The organism is Hallella absiana, from assembly GCF_025457485.1.
GTDB lineage: Bacteria > Bacteroidota > Bacteroidia > Bacteroidales > Bacteroidaceae > Prevotella > Prevotella absiana.
Genome location: NZ_JAMXSP010000010.1, coordinates 39,062 through 57,133, shown reverse-complemented (window position 1 = coordinate 57,133; position 18,072 = coordinate 39,062). Strand labels below are relative to the sequence as shown.

Here is an 18,072-nt window from a genome sequence, read left to right as displayed (position 1 = left end):
TTTCTACAAGTTTCTCCCCCTTTACGAGTTGAGTTCCACAAACTTCTTGAAGGTGTTGAGCGCCTTGCCACTGTCGATGCTCTCGCGTGCGATGTCTATGCACTCCTCAATCGTTTTCTTACCTTTCTCATAGACTTGTATGCCGAAGGCAGCGTTGGCGAGGACGATGTTTTTCTGTGCGGGCAGTGCTTTGTTGGCCAGTACGTTGTCAAAGATCGCCTTAGCCTCTTCCTCAGTGGCACCTGCCTGTATCTCCTCCGGTTTGGCGATGTCGAAGCCGAGTTCGGCGGGTTTGAAGACGCGCTCATAGTCGGCAGTGGTCACCTTAAACGGTCCTGTGAGCGAGATCTCGTCATATCCGTCGATGCTGTTGACGATGCCGTAGTCGATACCGATCTTTTGGTAAACCTGCTGATAGAGGCGCATCTGGTCGAGGTTGGCCACGCCGAGCAGCTGGCACTGCGGTTTTGACGGGTTGATGATCGGGCCGAGGAGGTTGAAGAATGTCGGGAAGGGCAGGGCCTTGCGGATGGCACCGACGAACTTCATGGCCTTGGCGAAGAGCTGCGCATGGAGATAGACGATGCCGCACTCGTTGATAGAGCGGTTGAGCTTATCGAGATCAGCGGTGAAGTTCACGCCGTGGTTCTTGATGACGTTCGACGCGCCGCTGACGCTTGTGGCGGCATAGTTGCCGTGTTTGGCCACTTTGTATCCGGCACCGGCGATGACGAAGCAGGCTGTCGTGGAGATGTTGAACGTGTTCTTGCGGTCGCCGCCGGTACCCACCACGTCGATGTAGCGGTCACAGTCCAAGGGTACGGGCACGCCCGTGGCGAGGATGCCGTCGCGGAAACCTAAGAGCTCCTCCACGCTGATGCCGCGCATCTGTATGGCGGTCAGCAGGGCGGCGATCTCCGCGTCGTTGAGCTCACCGCGCGTGATGGCGATGAGCAGTTCCTTTGTCTCTTCACGTTGCAGCTCCTCATGGTTGAGGAGACGGTTGAAAATAGCCTTGATATCCATAAGCGTATATTTTTTAATTGTTATATGTCTTGTTTATCTTTGTTGCTTTTCCTTATCCAACATTCCCTCACAGAAGGATATTGAACATTCATCATAGAACATTCAACATTAAAAAAGGCCTGTCGCAAGAACGACAGGCCTTTGTATGTTGTTGGATGTAGTACCCACACGGCTTCTCGACTCACGACTTTTTAGATCTTGAGCTACGCCACCACCAATATGCAGATACGTGATTCTTCATCTTTCTTGTTGTTTTTATATTTCGGGTGCAAAGATACAAGTTTTCCTTTAAACTGCAAACGTTTTGAGTGTAAAAATATCAATTCGTTGCATTTTTAACATTTATACCGATCATCTTTACCTTTTCCTCAAAGTCATCCTTATCGCCTTTGGCTCCTTTCTTCACGCGCGCGCGATAATTATATATGGTGTTGACGCTATAGTGCAGGAACTCTGCGATCTTGGAACTGTCGTTGATGCCGAGACGGATGAGGGCAAAGATACGAATGGACGTGCTGAGCTGTCCGTCTTTCTCCACGCTCAGCTGTGCATCGGGACGCAGCAACGCATTGATGTCGTCGACGAAATGAGGAAAGAGATGGATGAAAGCCGAGTCGAAGCTCTTGTATAGTTCACTGGCATCTTCGTCGTCGCTTTCCTTGTTGTGGAGGATTCGCTCGAGTTCAGCGTATTGTTTGCTTTTGAGATAACGTGCCGTGCGCTTTTTGATTTTGTCGATACGGTTGACATAAAGGCTGCACAACTCCAGGAACCGGCCGATGTATTCTTCTTTGACACGGTTGCTGTCGGCGAGTCGTATGTTGCTGTCGGCGAGTCTGGCATTGCTTTCTTGCAGGTTGGCATTGCTGAGATAGAGCAGGTTGCGCGTGCGTCGGATGTGGTTGCGCTGCTTCATGGTCATCAACAGCAGTATGATGACAAAGATACAGAGTACGCTCAGAGCACACAGCGAAGCCATGAGGCGGCGTTGACTCTGCTCGCTTGCGCTCTTGTATTGTCCGGCGAGGCTGGCCATGAGCGGGGCCACCTGCCACTTTCTCTGACGTGCGCCGAAGGTATTTGCGCACGCGCTGGCAAAGCTGATATAGCGGTAAGCACGTTTGAGGTCGCCTTTGAGCATGAGTTGATTGGCCAGTTCCCAGATCGAACCTTGATCCGTGACGCCGAGTTGGATGTCGTTGATGACCGATTGTGTCACCCAATACATCATCTTCGTGGTGTCGCCGAGTGCCTTATAGGCCAGATAGCGGTAGAGGGCAACCAAGGCGTAGCCGTGTGAGTTCGGTGCTGTCTGCTTCATCCACCGGTCGTTGTATCGTAGTGCTTCTTGGGTTTTGCCATGCGCGATGAGTTGGTTTTGGTAGGTTTCGCGGTAGATGTCGTCATCTTTACTGACCAACGTCATCATAGCTTTCTCATACTTCTTTTGCAGAGCTTCATAGTGGCGCTTCATCACCGGCAGTGTTGTGTAGAAGGCGAGCTCACCGTTGAGCGCATAGCGAGCCACGTCGTAGAGAGTCTTTCCGCGGCGGTCGAGTGTGGTCGTGTCTATCTCTTGCAGGCAGATGCGGGCCTCGTCGTAGAATCCCGAGTTGATAAAATACTTTGCCAGCATAGCCCGGCAATGATTGGCCTCTTGCCGCCGCCCTTCTTTCTCTGCCAGGGAGATGCACCGATTGAGATAGGCGCATGCCTGACTGTGGATATAGGGATTATATAACAGGTATAGGTCATAGCACAGTTGATATTGCCGGTGAACATTCTTCGTGGCCTTGAGTTGTCGCTCAAGGACTTTGATTTTCTGTTGCCGTTGCGCAATATATTGTGCCGACCGGGCGATAGCGTCGTCAAGCCGGGTGTATTCTTTTTCCATGTCGATGTTGGCGGCTGAGACAGAAAATGCTGCCAGCATTGCGATGATGATCATAAGAGTTCGAGTCATTTTGGTAAATAGGCTTTATGTCGTTCTTGGTTTTTGTTGGTCACAAAGGTACAAAAATGCCTTTAAACGGCCAAATTTTGGTTGAAAGTCTATCGTACTCTTCCCCTTCGCATCCACTCTTTTAATATATCTAAAATCTCGTAACAGGCTTATACATAGCTGTTTCACGTTTTGAGTCCTCTATAAGCGTCCACTTTTTCAGCTCTCTGTGTTTTTAGTATGAAAAAAGGCTATTATCTTTGCACCAACGATTGACAGTCGTTAAAACCTAAAATGGGAATGACAATAAACCATATACAATATTAACCATCAAAACCCAACGATCATGAAAAGAATCAAAACCATGTTGACGGCGACGGCTTTGCTTGTCACCTCATCGTTATGGGCACAGCAGAAGAACTATTCCGGCACCGTGCTCGACGATCATGGAGAACCGATCATCGGCGCTACTGTCAAAGTACCGGGCTCCTCGACGGGAGTGATTTCCGACCTTGACGGTCACTTCACCATTACGGCCAATCCCGGCACCAAGATAGAGGTGTCGTATGTAGGTATGCAGACACAGACGCTCTCTGTGGCTGACAATATGCGCGTGACCTTAAAGGACGATGCCAAGACGCTCGGCGATGTGGTCGTCATCGGCTATGGTGTCCAGAAGAAGAGCGTCGTCACGGCCTCTATCGCTAAGGTCGATGCCGAAGATCTCGAAGGCAAGACACAGCTGCGCGCCGAGGATGCCTTGAAAGGTCTGGCCGCCGGCGTCAACGTCACGAGTGCTTCCGGACAGCCCGGTGCCAAATCTATGATTCGTGTGCGTGGTATCGGCACGATCAACAATTCCGATCCTCTTTATATCATCGACGGCATGGCTACCGATCAAAACGGCATGGAGCTCGTCAACCCCGAGGATATTGAGAGCATCGAAGTGCTCAAAGACGCTGCTTCCGGAGCCATCTACGGTTCGCGTGCAGCCAACGGTGTCATCCTCGTCACCACGAAGAAAGGCGCGAAGGGCAAAGCCAAGATCAACTATAACTTCTCTTATGGCTGGCAGAGCCCATGGCGCAAGCGCGATGTCACTGGTGCTACCGACTATGCCATCCTGCAAAACGAGAAATATGTCAACGGCGGGCAGGCGCCTCTCTATGCCGACCCTTACAACCTCACCGATGTCAACGGCAATGCCGTGAAGGGCTTCGGCACCAACTGGCAGAACGAACTCTTCAACGACAACGCGCCCATCGTGCAGCACGACCTCTCCATCAGCGGTGCCTCCGACAAGGTCAACTACTATCTCTCCATGGGCTACATGACCCAAGAGGGTATCGTCGGCGGAAACTACGGACAGTCGAACTACGACCGTCTGACGCTGCGCTCCAACACCAGCTACACGCTGTTCGACTTCTCAAAAGAGCGCAACTTCCTCAACAAGCTCGACCTTGGTGTCAACGTCGGCTACATGCGCGTACACAACACAGGCATTGACGCCAACTCCACCTGGGGCTCACCGCTCGGATCGGCACTGTATCTCTCACCGATCTTGCCCGTCACCATCACCAATCCGGATGTCGCAGCAGCCATGGAGAAGCAGTATAGTGCCTACGACCTCTACAAGGATGCCAACGGCAATCCTTATACCGTGCCCGGATATTTCGGTTCTTATCAAGAGCAGAACAACCCTTTGGCCATGATGCAGGGACATGCCACACGCAACTGGTCGCATAAGATCATGCCGAAGTTCTCCCTCGACCTGCAGCTCTTCGACAACCTGAAGTATCACTTTGCCTACAGTGCCGAGCTCTCCTTCTGGGGCTACGATGCTGCCACGACACAGAAATTCTATCTCTCAGGCAACAACAATGCCGACCACACCTCTGCCACCTCTTATAAAGGTGACAACAACTCCTGGCAGGTCGACAACACGCTGTCCTACGACAAAACCCTTGGCAAGCACACCTTCGGCGTTGTCCTCGGACAGTCTGCCAGCAAGTTCAAGGGCAGTGAGCTCGGTGGCGGTGCCTGGGATCTCATCAATATCTACAAGCCATCCATCAACTATACCAACGGCAACGGACAGGTCGTCTACAGCACCGACGCCGACGGCAAGATCACAGGAGCCACGGCACATTTCAACACATGGGGTGGACCTTACACCGAGCACCGGTTGTCTTCACTCTTCGCCCGTCTGAGCTACAACTACGACGAGCGCTACATGGCGCAGTTCACCGTGCGCCGTGATGGTTCCAGCCGCTTTGGTTCTGACAATCTCTACGGCACTTTCCCCTCCTTCTCCTTGGGATGGAACATCATGAACGAGAAGTTTATGCTCCCCACCCACAACTGGCTCAGCAATGCCAAGCTGCGTTTCAGCTGGGGTAAGAACGGCAACGAGAATATCGGCGACTTCGCTTACACCACGCTGACCTCCATGGGCAACGACTACTATTTCGGCACCAACAGCGTCAAGAACCATGGTTCCAAGGCCAACCGCCTGCCCAATCCCAACCTGAAATGGGAGGAGAGTGAGCAGACCGACATTGGTCTTGACCTCGGTTTCTTCAACAGTGCCCTGACCTTCACCGTCGACTACTTCATCAAGAAGACCAACGGTATGATCATCGCCATGCCTATCCCAAGCTATGTCGGTGAGACTTCCCCACTGGCCAACGTCGGCGATATGAAAAACTCCGGATGGGAGTTTGAGCTCGGCTACAAAGGCCACGCAGGTGATTTCCGCTATGGTCTGAAGGCCAACGCCTCCTATCTCCACAACGAGCTCACCAACTTGGGTAATGCCACGGGCTTCCTCGACTGGGGCATCTCACAGTTCTCCGACGGCGGAACGCGCGCTGAGAATGGACAGCCCTTCCCCTTCTTCTACGGTTACAAGACCGCCGGGGTCTTCCAGACCGTCGACGAGGTCAACGCCTACAAGAATGCTGACGGCAAGCTCATTCAGCCCAATGCCGTTCCCGGCGACCTTCGCTTCGTCGATGTCAACGGCGATGGAAAGATCACTTCCGATGACCGTACCAACATCGGCAACGGTACGCCTAAGTGGACCTTCGGCTTCAACCTCAACGGCGAGTATAAGGGCTTCGACATCAACCTCTTCTTCCAGGGCGTGAGCGGCGTGGACGTCTTCGATGCTACCTATCGTCAGGATATCGCATCGGGCAACTATCCTTCCTGGATGCTCAGCCGCTGGACAGGTCCCGGCACGTCTGACCGTGTCCCACGACTGGCTCTTGGCGACACCAAAAACTGGGTGGTCAGTGACCTCTACGTCCGCGACGGCTCTTATCTGCGCCTGAAGAACTTCCAACTTGGCTATACGCTGCCCCGCTATCTGACGCAGCGACTCGGCGTCGACCGCTTCCGCCTCTTCGTCATGGCCGAGAATCTCATCACCTGGACCAAGTACTGGGGCTTCGATCCTGAGATTGGCTCCGGCAGTACCTCGTTAGGTGTCGACTACGGCGTATATCCCCAGGCACGCACCTGGTCGGTAGGTTTTAACATCACTCTTTAACTGAAAAAAGCAGAAACCATTATGAAAACCAAGAAATATATCTATGTAGGAGCTTTGGCCGCTGCCTTTCTCTTGGGCTCATGCAGCGACGACTTCCTCAAAGTAGAGAATCCCAGTGGTGAACCACTGGAGGAATACTATACCACCGACGCCCATCTGCAGGAATCGGTGACCGCTGCCTACGACCCGCTCCACTGGCCCGACTGGGACGGCACGGCTTACAATGCACTGAATATCGACGCCGAGATCATGGGCGACGACTTCTTCCCCGGTGGCAGCAATATCTCCGATAACCAGCACTGGCACAAGCTCTTCAACTTCGAAGGCGATGGCAATAACACGCTCTCCACGCTTTGGGGTGACTTCTACTCCGGCATCAAGCGCTGCAACGACGTGCTGACCTACTGTGCCTACGATGCCAATAAGGACAACACCAATTTGCCAACCTATATCGAGCAGGCCCGCCTGCTGAGAGTCTACTATTATGATATCCTCTGGCACTACTACGGCGATATTCCCTTCTACCTCACCAACCTCTCCAGTCCTTACCAGGCCGAGCAGATCTCTGCCGACAAGGTCTACGAGAACCTCATCGCCGAGATGGAAGACATCCTCAAGAACAATGTCCTGCCCATGCGCTGGGACAATGCCAACGCCGGACGCGTGAGCAAGGCCTTCGCCTATATGCTCTATGCCGAGCTGGTGATGTACCAAAACGACACAGCACGCTACCCCCAGGCTCTGGCCTACATGAAAGAGATCATCAGCAGTGGTGACTATCAGCTCATGACCAACTTCGCTGACATCTGGAAGGAGAGCGGTGAGTGGGGATCGGAATCGATCTTCGAGGTCAACTATCAAGACGACCAGGCCGGGCGCGACTGGGGCACCTCTAAGTCGGCGGGCGGTACCGTGCTTCCCACGCTCATCTCACCCAACGGCTGGCAGGGCGGCGACGGATGGTCGGCCGGTCAGGATGGCTGGGGCTTCCTGCCCATGCGGGTCGAGACCTACAACATGTATGAGGACGGCGATCAGCGCCGCGAGGCTACTTGTTGGGATCTCCGCAGCCTCCTTGGCACCGACAAAGACTATAACGCACGCTATCAGGATACCCATCTCTGGCTGGCTAAATACCGTCCGATGGACGACAACAACAAGGATTGTCCGACGTCGAAAAACCTCAACTACAACAACAATCTGCGTATCTACCGCTATGCCGAGACGCTGCTCAATGCCGCTGAACTGACGCTGGCCACCGGTGGCAGTAATGCCGAGGCTACGGGATACCTCAATCAGGTGCACCGCCGTGCCGGGCTGCCTGCCATGCAGAGCATCACTGAGGACGACATCCTCAACGAGCGACACCTCGAGTTCGTCGGCGAGGGCAAGCGCTATTTCGACCTCGTGCGTACCGGCAAGGCGGCTACTACGCTGGTTGCCATACCGGGATCTGACCGTACCAACAGCTGGACACCTAACAAGAAACACGTGCCGCTGGCTCAGTCCGAGCTCGACAACGATCCTAAACTCCATCAGAACGACTACACCAAATAAATACCGAAACGATTATGAAAAAGATAATTAAGCTCTTGGCTTGCGCGCTCTTTGTGGGACTGACGCTTCCGGCCTGCTCGCCCGAAGACTTCAGCGGCGCTGACCAAAACGCACTCCCCACCATGGACGGTGTTGACTTCAACGTCAGCGTCGACCAGTCCACCAACACCATGACGGCCACGGCTCCGTCTGTCAAAGGGGAATACCCCGTCTGGCTCATCAATGGCAAGCAGTACTCCACACTGCCCACGGCGACCTATTCCAATAAGGTCAAAGGCACCTATACCATCGAGCTGCGCATGGCCAACCGCAACGGATTCAGCCAGGCTGGCCTGAAGAAGGAGTTTACCTTCAACGAGACCAAGGTCGACTTCTCGCCCTATGCCGAGAAGCTCCAGGGCAAGAAATGGCGCATCGACAACAATGCGCCCGGACACATGGCCTGCGGACCATCAGGTACCTCCGGCACCGAGTGGTGGTCGGCAGCAAAAGATGACAAGAAAGACTTTGGTGTCTACGACGACCGCCTGGCTTTCACACCGAATGAGGGCTCGGCGACTACCGGCACTTATGTCTACAGCTCCGGTGAGGACGGCAAGACGTTCGTCAACACAGGCACGACGCTTTGGGGCAGCAACAATCCCGACTGGGACGCTACCATCACGGACGAACAGACATCTGCCTACACGCTGGAGTCCGGAACATGGACCGATGCCGACGGTAAGGCGCAGGATGCCATCTTCCTCGTGTTGGCTGACAACAGCCTCTTCCCTTATATCTCCAGCGATGGACAGTACCAGCATCCGCGCTTCCGCATTGAAGGACTGACGTCCACCACGATGAACCTCGTCTATGACAATGGCTCTATCGCCTGGCATTTCATCCTGACAAGCAAAGAGCCTTCCTCGGAGGTCGTTCCCGTCAACCCCGACGATGACCCGGAGAAGATAGACTGGTGCGGCGTCAACAGTGACCTCAACCTTGGAAAAGCCTACAACAGTTTCGGGCAGATGACGTTCTGGTGGGCAGATGGCAACTGGACACAGCTCGCCGACCCGAAGCTTAGCTTCAAGGACGGCGTCTACACGATCTCCTTCAGTGGGCAGCCCGGCGGCGCAGAGTGGCAGGCTCAGTGCATGATTCACACAGCCGACGAGGGCGTCCCCGTCGCTTACGAGAGTGGACAGACCTATGATATCAGCTTCAAACTCAAGTCCAATGTCGACATCCCACGCTTTTCGCTGAAGATTGCAGATCAGAAGGACGACAACAACGCGCTGTACTACAACAACGCGATGACGGCTGAGATGGGTACCACGATGGTGCGTGTGCCCAATGTCAAGGCTACGACATCGTCTGCCTCCACCAAGTTCATCCTCGACTTCGGCGGTATTGGCACTGACCCAGAGTTGTCCATCAGCGACATCATCATTCAGAAGCACGTGTTGAAGAAGTGACGCTTCGTTCTTTATATATATAATAAGGAGTAGTCCTCGGCCTGTTGCCTTGGGCTTCTCCTTTTCACATGAAAATGAAATCATCATGAAACTGAAAACATATCTCAGCATTCTCTTCCTCGCGCTGTCGTTTCCGCTGACGGGTTGCGGCTCTTCCTCCGGTGATGATCCTGTGCCCGCGGTCACGATCTCGGTGAGCAACGACGCGCTCACCCTTCCCGCCGCCGGTGGCAGTCAAAGCTTCACGCTCTCGGCCAACCACGAGTGGGGGATGGTCTCCACACCGGATTCATGGCTCGCGGTTTCGCCAACCTCGGGACTGTCCTCCGGCGGTGCTGTACAGATCACGGTGACCGCTGCTGCCAATCCCAACACTTCGTCACGCTCTGCCTCGCTCGTCTTTGCGGCGGGAACGGTGCGAAAGACCGTCGTCGTGACGCAGGAGGCTGCCACAACGGCCAAATATGACGCGCCGGTAGGCTACGACCTCGTGTGGCACGATGAGTTCGATGGCAACAGCCTCGGCAGCGACTGGACAGAGGAAGAGAAGCCTGCAGGATGGGTCAACAACGAGTTGCAGACCTACATCAAAGGCACCACTGTCAACGAGGTCAAGGACGGACATCTGCTCATCCATTGCTATAAAGACGGCAGCAAGATCTACTCCGGCCGTGTCTACGCCAAGCCCGACAAAGGGTGGACTTACGGCTATTTCGAGGCACGCATTAAACTGCCACAGGGCAAAGGTACCTGGCCCGCCTTTTGGATGATGCCCGCCAACAACAACTTCTCCACCAACCCCTGGCCGGGTTGTGGAGAGATCGACATCATGGAGGAAGTCGGCGCCGATCCCAATATTGTATCCTCAACGATCCACTGCAACAAATACAACAACGGCAACACGCCGACGGAGCATGACACGCTGAACGTGCCCACAGCGGAATCGGACTATCATGTCTATGCCTGTGAGTGGACAGCCTCCAAACTCGAGTTTTTCGTTGACGGCAAGAGCATTCTCAAATACGAGCCCACCGACAGGTCCAAGGACTTCTGGCCGTTCAACGTGCCTTTCTATCCGATTCTCAACCTCGCATGGGGAGGCAGTTGGGGCGGATATAAAGGTGTCGATGCCTCCGCACTGCCTGCCACGATGAGCGTAGACTACGTCAGGGTGTTCCAAAAGCCCACCCCATAAAAGCCTCTCCCCCTTGCCCCTCCCCAAGAGGGAGGGGAGTGATTACCGCCAAGGGGTGAGCAACTCCGGCCTTGCCTTCTTCCGCTTGTCGTCCGGTAACGGGTTCGGCAACTCCGGTCTTGCCTTCTTCCGCTTTTCGTCCGGTATCGGGTTCGGCAACTCCGGTCTTGCCTTCTTCCGCTTTCGTCCGGTATCGGGTTCGGTTTGCCTCGGCTGTGCCGAGGCCCTCCCCTTGCCCCGTCTTGCGTCTCCCCTTGTTTCTCTCTTTCTTCCCCTTTTAATTCTCTAATCATCTATGAGCAAATTTCTTCTTTCCTTTTTCCTGCTAACGCTGCCGTTTCTCGCTTTTGCGCAGCAGCCCCTTTACCTCGATGACAGCCAGCCCATCGAGCGCCGCATCGACGACGCGATGAGCCGGATGACCCTGCAGGAGAAGATCAATATCCTCCATGCACAAAGCAAGTTCTCCTCGCGCGGCGTTCCTCGCCTGGGCTTTCCCGATTTCTGGACCGACGACGGCCCGCACGGCGTGCGTCCCGACGTGCTTTGGGACGAATGGGAACAGGCCGGACAGACCAACGACTCGTGTGTGGCCTTCCCCGCGTTGACCTGTCTGGCTGCCACCTGGAACCCCTCGCTGGCGTGGCACTACGGCCGCAGCCTTGGCGAGGAAGCCCGCTATCGGGGCAAGGACATGATCCTCGGACCCGGCGTGAACATCCTGCGCACACCGCTCGGCGGCCGCAACTTCGAATACATGGGCGAAGATCCCTGGCTCGTCTCCACGATGGTTGTCCCCTATATCCGCGGGCTGCAGAGCAACGGCGTGGCGGCCTGTGTCAAGCACTTCGCCCTCAACAACGACGAAGAGAACCGCCATCAGGTCAACGTCAAGGTCAGTGACCGCGCGCTCCACGAGATCTACCTGCCTGCCTTCCACGCTGCTGTCACCAAGGGCGGTGCCTGGGGACTGATGGGTGCTTATAATCTTTATCGCGACGAGCACAACTGTCACAACGAGTACCTGCTCAAAGACTTGCTCAAAGGTCAGTGGGGCTTCGATGGCGTCGTGGTCTCGGACTGGGGCGGTTGCCATGATACCGACCAGGCTGTGAACAACGGTCTTGATATGGAGTTTGGTTCTTGGACCGACGGTCTCCACACGGGTGCCAGCAACGCTTACGACAATTACTACCTCGCCAACGCCTACCGCGACGGACTCCTTTCGGGTAAGTACAGTATGCAGACACTCAACGACAAGGTGCGCCGCGTCCTGCGCCTGTTCTTCCGCACGACGATGGCGCGTCGCGGCCACGGCGCTCTGTGCTCCGACGCCCATTACCAGACGGTACGCCGCATCGCCGACGAAGGTATCGTGCTCTTGCAGAACAGGGGTGATGTGTTGCCCTTGGATCTCAGCCGCAGGCCTACGGTGCTCGTCGTTGGCGAGAATGCCATCAAGATGATGACCGTCGGTGGCGGTTCGTCTTCGTTGAAGGCGCAGCGTGAGATCTCGCCGCTCGATGGCTTGAAGGCCAGACTCAAGGATGTGGCCACCGTGGAGTATGAGCGTGGGTATGTCGGTGATACCACCGGCGCCTATAATGGTGTGACGACCGGGCAGAATCTGACAGACACCCGCTCGCGCCAACAGCTCATCGCCGATGCTGTCGCCAAGGCACGCAAGGCTGACTACGTGATCGTCGTCGGCGGTCTCAACAAGAGCGATTATCAGGACTGCGAGGGACACGACCGCAAGGAATACGGTCTGCCGTATGGTCAAGATGAGTTGGTAGAGGCGCTGACAAAGGCCAACCGCCGTGTGGTCTTTGTCAACATCTCGGGCAATCCCGTCGCCATGCCTTGGCACGACCGTGTAGCGGCTATCGTACAAGGATGGTACGGAGGCAGCGAGAGCGGTGAGGCGCTGGCCGATGTGCTCACCGGCGACGTCTGTCCGTCGGGTAAACTGCCGTTTACGTGGCCCGTAAAGTTGCAGGATGTCGGCGCGCACGCCTTGAAGACCTATCCCGGAACATGGCGCGACGGCCATAAGATCATCGACGAGACTTACAGCGAGGGCGTCTATGTGGGCTACCGCTGGACTGAGGCGAAGCACATCCGTCCGCTGTTTGCCTTCGGTCACGGCCTGGGCTATACCTCGTTCAAGCTTTCCGACCTGCGTCTGTCCTCGTCGTCGCTGACGGCTGCTGATTCCCTGACCGTCACCGTCAACGTTCGCAATACCGGTCACCGTGCAGGTGCAGAGACCGTACAGCTCTATATCCACGACGACAAGTGCAGCGTAGACCGGCCCGTCAAGGAGCTGAAAGGCTTCGCCAAGGTTGCCTTGCAGCCCGGCGAGAGCAAGGACGTGAAGATTGTCATCGGGCGCGACGCGCTGAGCTTCTACGATGAGAAGCAAGGTGCATGGACGGCAGAGCCCGGCACATTTACGGCTCTCGTGGGCAATGCCTCAGACAATATTGTGTTGAAAAGATCGTTTATCTTGAAGTAACAAATCTATTCATATGAGAAAACTATTCGTTGCTTTCTTTCTGAGTGTCGTGGCGCTGACCGGCAGAGCCGACAATGCCATGGACACCTATGTTTCCCAGCTCATGAGCCGCATGACGTTGGAGGAGAAAATCGGGCAGCTCAACCTTCTGCCGGGCGGAGACATCGTCACCGGCAAGGAGATGGACAGTCCGCTGGCGCGCTTGGCTGCCGAGGGCAAGTTAGGCGCTGTGTTGAGTCTGCGTGATCCGGTGAAGATCAAAGCCTTGCAGCAGATCGCCGTGAAGAAAAGCCGCCTGGGTATTCCTTTGCTCTTTGGCTATGATGTCATCCATGGCTTCCAGACCGTGCTGCCCATTCCCTTGGCGCAGGCGTGCAGTTGGGACACCACTGCGATCCGCCGCGGCGCGGAGATGGCGGCGCGCGAGTGCACCTCTCAAGGCATCGACTGGGTCTACAGCCCGATGGTCGACATCGCTCTCGACCCGCGGTGGGGCCGCATCGCCGAAGGTTCCGGCGAGGATCCGTTCCTTGGCAGTGCCATCGCCAAGGTGATGGTTGAGGGACTTCAGGGCAACTATGGACCGGAGAACGCCATGGCCTGTCTGAAGCACTACGCGCTCTACGGTGCCGTGGAGGCAGGCCGCGACTACAACACCGTGGATATGAGCCACGTCAGAATGTACAACCAGTACTTCCCGCCCTACGAGGCGGCTGTGCGTGCGGGCGTCGGTTCGGTAATGTCTTCCTTCAATCTTGTTGACGGCATCCCCGCCACGGCCAACCCCTGGCTCCTCAACGACGTGCTGCGCCGGCAGTGGGGCTTCGACGGCTTCCTGGTGACCGACTACGGTTCGATCAGCGAGATGGTCGTCCACGGCATGGGCGATCTCGCCACCTGCTCGGCAGAGGCACTGAAGGCAGGTACCGACATGGACATGTGCTCCAATGCTTACAGCACCCATCTGCTGCAACTCGTGAAGGAAGGAAAAGTCAGCGAGGCAGATGTCGACCAGGCTTGCCGCCGTGTGTTGGAGGCTAAATACAAGTTAGGGCTCTTCCAAAATCCTTATCGCTTCCTCAACAGCAAGCGGGCTAAGACAGCGCTCTACACCCCCGAGCACCGTGCGCTCGCCCGCGACATGGCGGCCGAGACCTTCGTGCTGTTGAAAAACGAGGGCGACATCCTTCCGCTCAAGCGTGAGGGAACCATTGCCCTCATCGGACCGCTCGCCAATGACCGGTCGAACATGGTCGGCAGTTGGTCGACAGCCGACAAGCCCGAGCTCTACGCCACATTGAAAGAAGCCATGGAGCGCGCTGTTGCCGGCAAGGCCCGTGTGGTCTATGCCCAGGGCTGCAACATCTACGACGACTCGGCCACACAAGCCAACTGCTCTTTCGGCCGTCCCATCCCGCGTGTGGACAGCAGGCTGGCTGAGCAGGAAGCCTTGGCAGCCGCTCGTCAGGCCGACGTCATCGTCTGTGCCATGGGAGAGATGACCGAGATGAGCGGCGAGAGCTCCTCGCGTGCTGATCTCTGTCTGCCCGAAGCACAAATGCGTCTCTTGCGTCAGCTCTGCGCCATGGACAAGCCCGTCGTGCTGCTCAACTTTGCGGGTCGCCCGACGATTTTGAAATGGGAGAGCGAGCATTGTCGGGCCATCCTCAACGTATGGTTTGGTGGTTCGGAGGCTGCTGATGCCATCTGCGACGTGCTCTTTGGTGATAAAGTGCCTACGGGGCGCCTCGTGACGACATTGCCGCAGTGCATGGGACAGATACCGCTCTATTACAACCATCTCCGCACGGGACGCCCCGTGGCTGAGGGCGCGAAGAAATACTATAAGTATCAGAGCAACTATATCGACGTGCGCAACGACCCGCTCTATCCCTTTGGCTACGGATTGAGCTACACCACTTTCAGCTACGGCGACGTGCTGCTCAGTGCCGACCACATCGCCCGCGATGGCAGCGTGATGGCTTCCGTGATGGTGACCAACACCGGGCGGCGCGACGGCGACGAGGTCGTGCAGCTCTATATCAGCCATCCTGCCGCACAGATCGCACGTCCGGTGAAGGAGCTCAAAGGCTTCCGCCGTGTGCATCTCAAGGCCGGTGAGAGCCAGCGCATCGACTTCACGGTCACATCCGACATGCTGAAGTATAAAGACGGCAATGGACGCGATATCCTCGACGCGGGCGACTACGACATCATGGTGGGACCCAACAGCAGCGACAATGCGTTGAAGAAGTCGACGCTCAAGCTGTAACAATAATTATTATTTGACAAAAGCGTGTTGGAATTATTGTGCGTTCTAGAAAAAAAACAAGGTTTGGAATAGACAAAAACAAGCCTTGGAAGGGGAAAAAGTACCGGTGGCGTGGTCATCTCGGTTGTTTCATCAAGTCATCTCACCGAGATGACTTGATGAAACAACCGAGATGACAGCATAAAACCACTGAGATGATCACGAAAAAAGGTGCTTTGACAATGTCAAAGCACCTTTTTTGTTGGTACGCAAACTAAGCGTTTTGCGTATCTTGTTGTGCATCAGTGGTTTAAGAAAAATCGCGCGAAAATCGCGAAATCACGGGCGACTGGACGTTTGTTGACGAGAATCGTCTTCTCAGGACCTGTTTTTTGTCAGTTTTCCCAACAATATTCTTCTTATGCAAACTTACATAATTTTTTTAATTTATCAGCATATACGTCTCAGAAATGTGTAAATATCTCGAAAGTAGATCTCGCTCAGCGTCTATACAACAGTATGCATTAAAAAGCTTTGTGGGTAGTGATGGGACCTTTCCATCAGTTTTTAAAAAGAAAAAACCTTTTTGGGTAGTGATGGAAATAAAAATGTGGGTAGTGATGGACCTTTCCATCAGTTTTTAAAAAGAAAAAACCTTTTTGGGTAGTGATGGAAATAAAAATGTGGGTAGTGATGAACCTTTCCATCAGTTTTTAAAAAGAAAAAACTTTGTGGGTAGTGATGGATTCGAACCACCGAAGGCAAGAGCCAGCAGATTTACAGTCTGCCCCATTTGGCCACTCTGGTAACTACCCAGTGCTGTAAAGCGAGTGCAAAAGTAATAATTTATCGTGAGACAGCAAAGACTTTGCAGTCCCTTTTTTATTACTTTAACAGATCGCGGCTAATACCGGATGTGCAGGACCAACACGCTGTCAGCCCTGCACATCACCTTTTATATATGCTTTACCCTATGGTCGATTAGAGTTTCACTACGAGATATTTGCTGACGCTCCAGAAGCGGTTGGCGTCATTGATATGCAGTGTAGTGGTACCGTTGCCGTTGTCGCGAAGCGAGTAAGAGTCAGACGGCATCTGCGTCATGATCTTCGGCTTCTTCGATTTCAGTACGATGTCGTTGTAGTTGCGGATGTCCACCTTAGTGAAGCCCGTGCCGGAGAGTTTGCTGACATCGACACGCTTCTTGGCCAGGAAGCCGCCGGTGAGGAGGCCTTTCGCCTTCAACTCCTTAGATGTGCCGATGGTGACGAAAGCCTCGTGGATAGCCTGGTCCTGTTCGGCGATTGTCGTCTTCTGGCTGGCCACGGTCTGCCCGAGTTGGTTGTTGCTGGCCGTGAGGTCGTTGACGTTGGTGGTGAGCTTGTTGACGTGCTCGTTGAGTGTAGCGATGTCAGCGTTTTTGTTGTTCAGCTCAGTCTTGAGCTCAGCGATGGTCTTGTCCTTCTCGTCGAGCTGAGCCTTATAGTAGGCGATGAGCTTCTTCACGCGCTGCGCATAGCTTGTGTTCTGCCCTTCGAGGCTCTTCTCGAGTTCGCTGATGCGGTTGCGTTGGCGTGTGACGAGCTGGGCCAAGTCGTTGAGTTGCTGGCGCAGGTGAGCTTTGTCGAGCTTGCCGCCCTGCTCCTGTCCCATCTGCTTGATCTGTCCTTCCTGGCCGTTGATGCTGTCGAGACCGCTGGACATGATGTCGACGAAGTCGGCCATTGCCTTGATGTCCTCTTGGTGCAGGCTGTCAGCGGTGGCCAGTGAGTCGAGCTGTGATTGCAGCTGTGCGTTTTTGTTATTACCGTTGCAGGAGCCTAGTCCGATTGCTACGGTTGCCATGGCGAGAGCCATGACAAGATTTCTTGTCTTTTTCATATTCTTGCTATTTGATATGCTTGTTTAGTTATCCGTGGCAAAGATAAGCGCATACGTGCTATTAATGTTCTTTTCTGTTTGTTTTTTTTAATACGTTAAGACAATGAGTTCACGATTTGCGGAAAATTAATACAAATGCTCAAGGTTATAGCTCCTTGAGCAGTTTTCCATCGAGGTTATATACGGCAACACGGCCGTTGTCCATCAACGCCATGGTGGGTTCGTTGCCGCCCTTGGGAAAGGTGATGGAACCCGTGTTGCAGATGAGCATGCCGTCGGCATTGTGCTCGAGCTGCCAGAGATGGGTGTGGCCGAAAAAGACGGCGTCGTAGTGTCCGGCGGGCAGGTGGTCGGGATTGTAGACGTGGCCGTGGGTGAGCAGGATGCGGCGGCCCTCGTCGACAAGCAGCACATAGTCGCTCATCATCGGAAAGCGGAGTAGCATCTGGTCGACCTCGGCATCACAGTTGCCGCGTACGGCGACAATGTCATCGGCCAGCGGGTTCAGTGCCGCGACGATGCCCTTGGCGTCGATGCCCTCGGGGATGCTGTTGCGTGGCCCATAGTTGAGAATGTCGCCGAGGATGAGGAGCATGTCGCACTGCTGTTGGCGGTAAAAGTCCAGTGCACGTTGCAGCCGGGGCAGACTGCCGTGGATGTCGGAGATGATCAGATAGCGCATGGTGATGTCG

General features: G+C 54.8%; 10 protein-coding genes and 1 tRNA gene. 6 read left to right on the top strand and 5 right to left on the bottom strand.

Annotation, left to right across the window (positions count from 1 at the left end; genetic code table 11):
• Window positions 1-21 precede the first annotated feature (21 nt).
• Window positions 22-1,020, bottom strand: a complete 999-nt coding sequence (gene trpD / locus NG346_RS06885; RefSeq protein WP_262279859.1) for an anthranilate phosphoribosyltransferase — start codon at window positions 1,018-1,020, stop codon at window positions 22-24.
• 325 nt (window positions 1,021-1,345) lie between these two features.
• On the bottom strand, window positions 1,346-2,989 hold the full coding sequence (locus tag NG346_RS06880; RefSeq protein WP_262279812.1) for a DUF6377 domain-containing protein: 1,644 nt from the start codon (window positions 2,987-2,989) through the stop codon (window positions 1,346-1,348).
• A gap of 325 nt (window positions 2,990-3,314) precedes the next feature.
• Between NG346_RS06880 and NG346_RS06875 the strand changes: the two genes are divergently transcribed.
• The 6 genes from NG346_RS06875 to bglX all read left to right on the top strand — a co-directional run bounded on the left by NG346_RS06875 (window position 3,315) and on the right by bglX (window position 15,520).
• Window positions 3,315-6,521 carry a SusC/RagA family TonB-linked outer membrane protein gene (locus tag NG346_RS06875; RefSeq protein ID WP_262288482.1) on the top strand — a complete coding sequence of 1,069 codons (3,207 nt, stop codon included), beginning with the start codon at window positions 3,315-3,317 and terminating at the stop codon, window positions 6,519-6,521.
• 21 nt (window positions 6,522-6,542) lie between these two features.
• Window positions 6,543-8,078, top strand: coding sequence for a RagB/SusD family nutrient uptake outer membrane protein (locus NG346_RS06870; protein WP_262288481.1), 1,536 nt, complete (start codon window positions 6,543-6,545; stop codon window positions 8,076-8,078).
• A 14-nt stretch (window positions 8,079-8,092) separates the two neighbouring features.
• Window positions 8,093-9,535 carry a hypothetical protein gene (locus NG346_RS06865; protein WP_262288480.1) on the top strand — a complete coding sequence of 481 codons (1,443 nt, stop codon included), beginning with the start codon at window positions 8,093-8,095 and terminating at the stop codon, window positions 9,533-9,535.
• An 85-nt stretch (window positions 9,536-9,620) separates the two neighbouring features.
• Window positions 9,621-10,730, top strand: a complete 1,110-nt coding sequence (locus tag NG346_RS06860; RefSeq protein WP_262288479.1) for a family 16 glycosylhydrolase — start codon at window positions 9,621-9,623, stop codon at window positions 10,728-10,730.
• Window positions 10,731-11,025: 295 nt separating this feature from the next.
• Window positions 11,026-13,248, top strand: a complete 2,223-nt coding sequence (locus NG346_RS06855) for a glycoside hydrolase family 3 C-terminal domain-containing protein (protein WP_262288478.1) — start codon at window positions 11,026-11,028, stop codon at window positions 13,246-13,248.
• A gap of 13 nt (window positions 13,249-13,261) precedes the next feature.
• The gene (gene bglX / locus NG346_RS06850; RefSeq protein WP_262288477.1) at window positions 13,262-15,520 is read left to right on the top strand and encodes a beta-glucosidase BglX; all 2,259 of its coding nucleotides are present in this window, start codon (window positions 13,262-13,264) and stop codon (window positions 15,518-15,520) included.
• A 711-nt stretch (window positions 15,521-16,231) separates the two neighbouring features.
• On the opposite strand, the gene NG346_RS06845 is transcribed toward bglX, so the two are convergent.
• The 3 genes from NG346_RS06845 to yfcE form a co-directional block, all read right to left on the bottom strand.
• Window positions 16,232-16,314 (bottom strand) — tRNA-Tyr (locus NG346_RS06845).
• A gap of 166 nt (window positions 16,315-16,480) precedes the next feature.
• The gene (locus NG346_RS06840; RefSeq protein ID WP_262288476.1) at window positions 16,481-17,380 is read right to left on the bottom strand and encodes a Cbp1 family collagen-binding glycoprotein adhesin; all 900 of its coding nucleotides are present in this window, start codon (window positions 17,378-17,380) and stop codon (window positions 16,481-16,483) included.
• Window positions 17,381-17,525: 145 nt separating this feature from the next.
• On the bottom strand, window positions 17,526-18,062 hold the full coding sequence (gene yfcE, locus NG346_RS06835) for a phosphodiesterase (protein WP_262288475.1): 537 nt from the start codon (window positions 18,060-18,062) through the stop codon (window positions 17,526-17,528).
• Window positions 18,063-18,072: the final 10 nt, after the last annotated feature.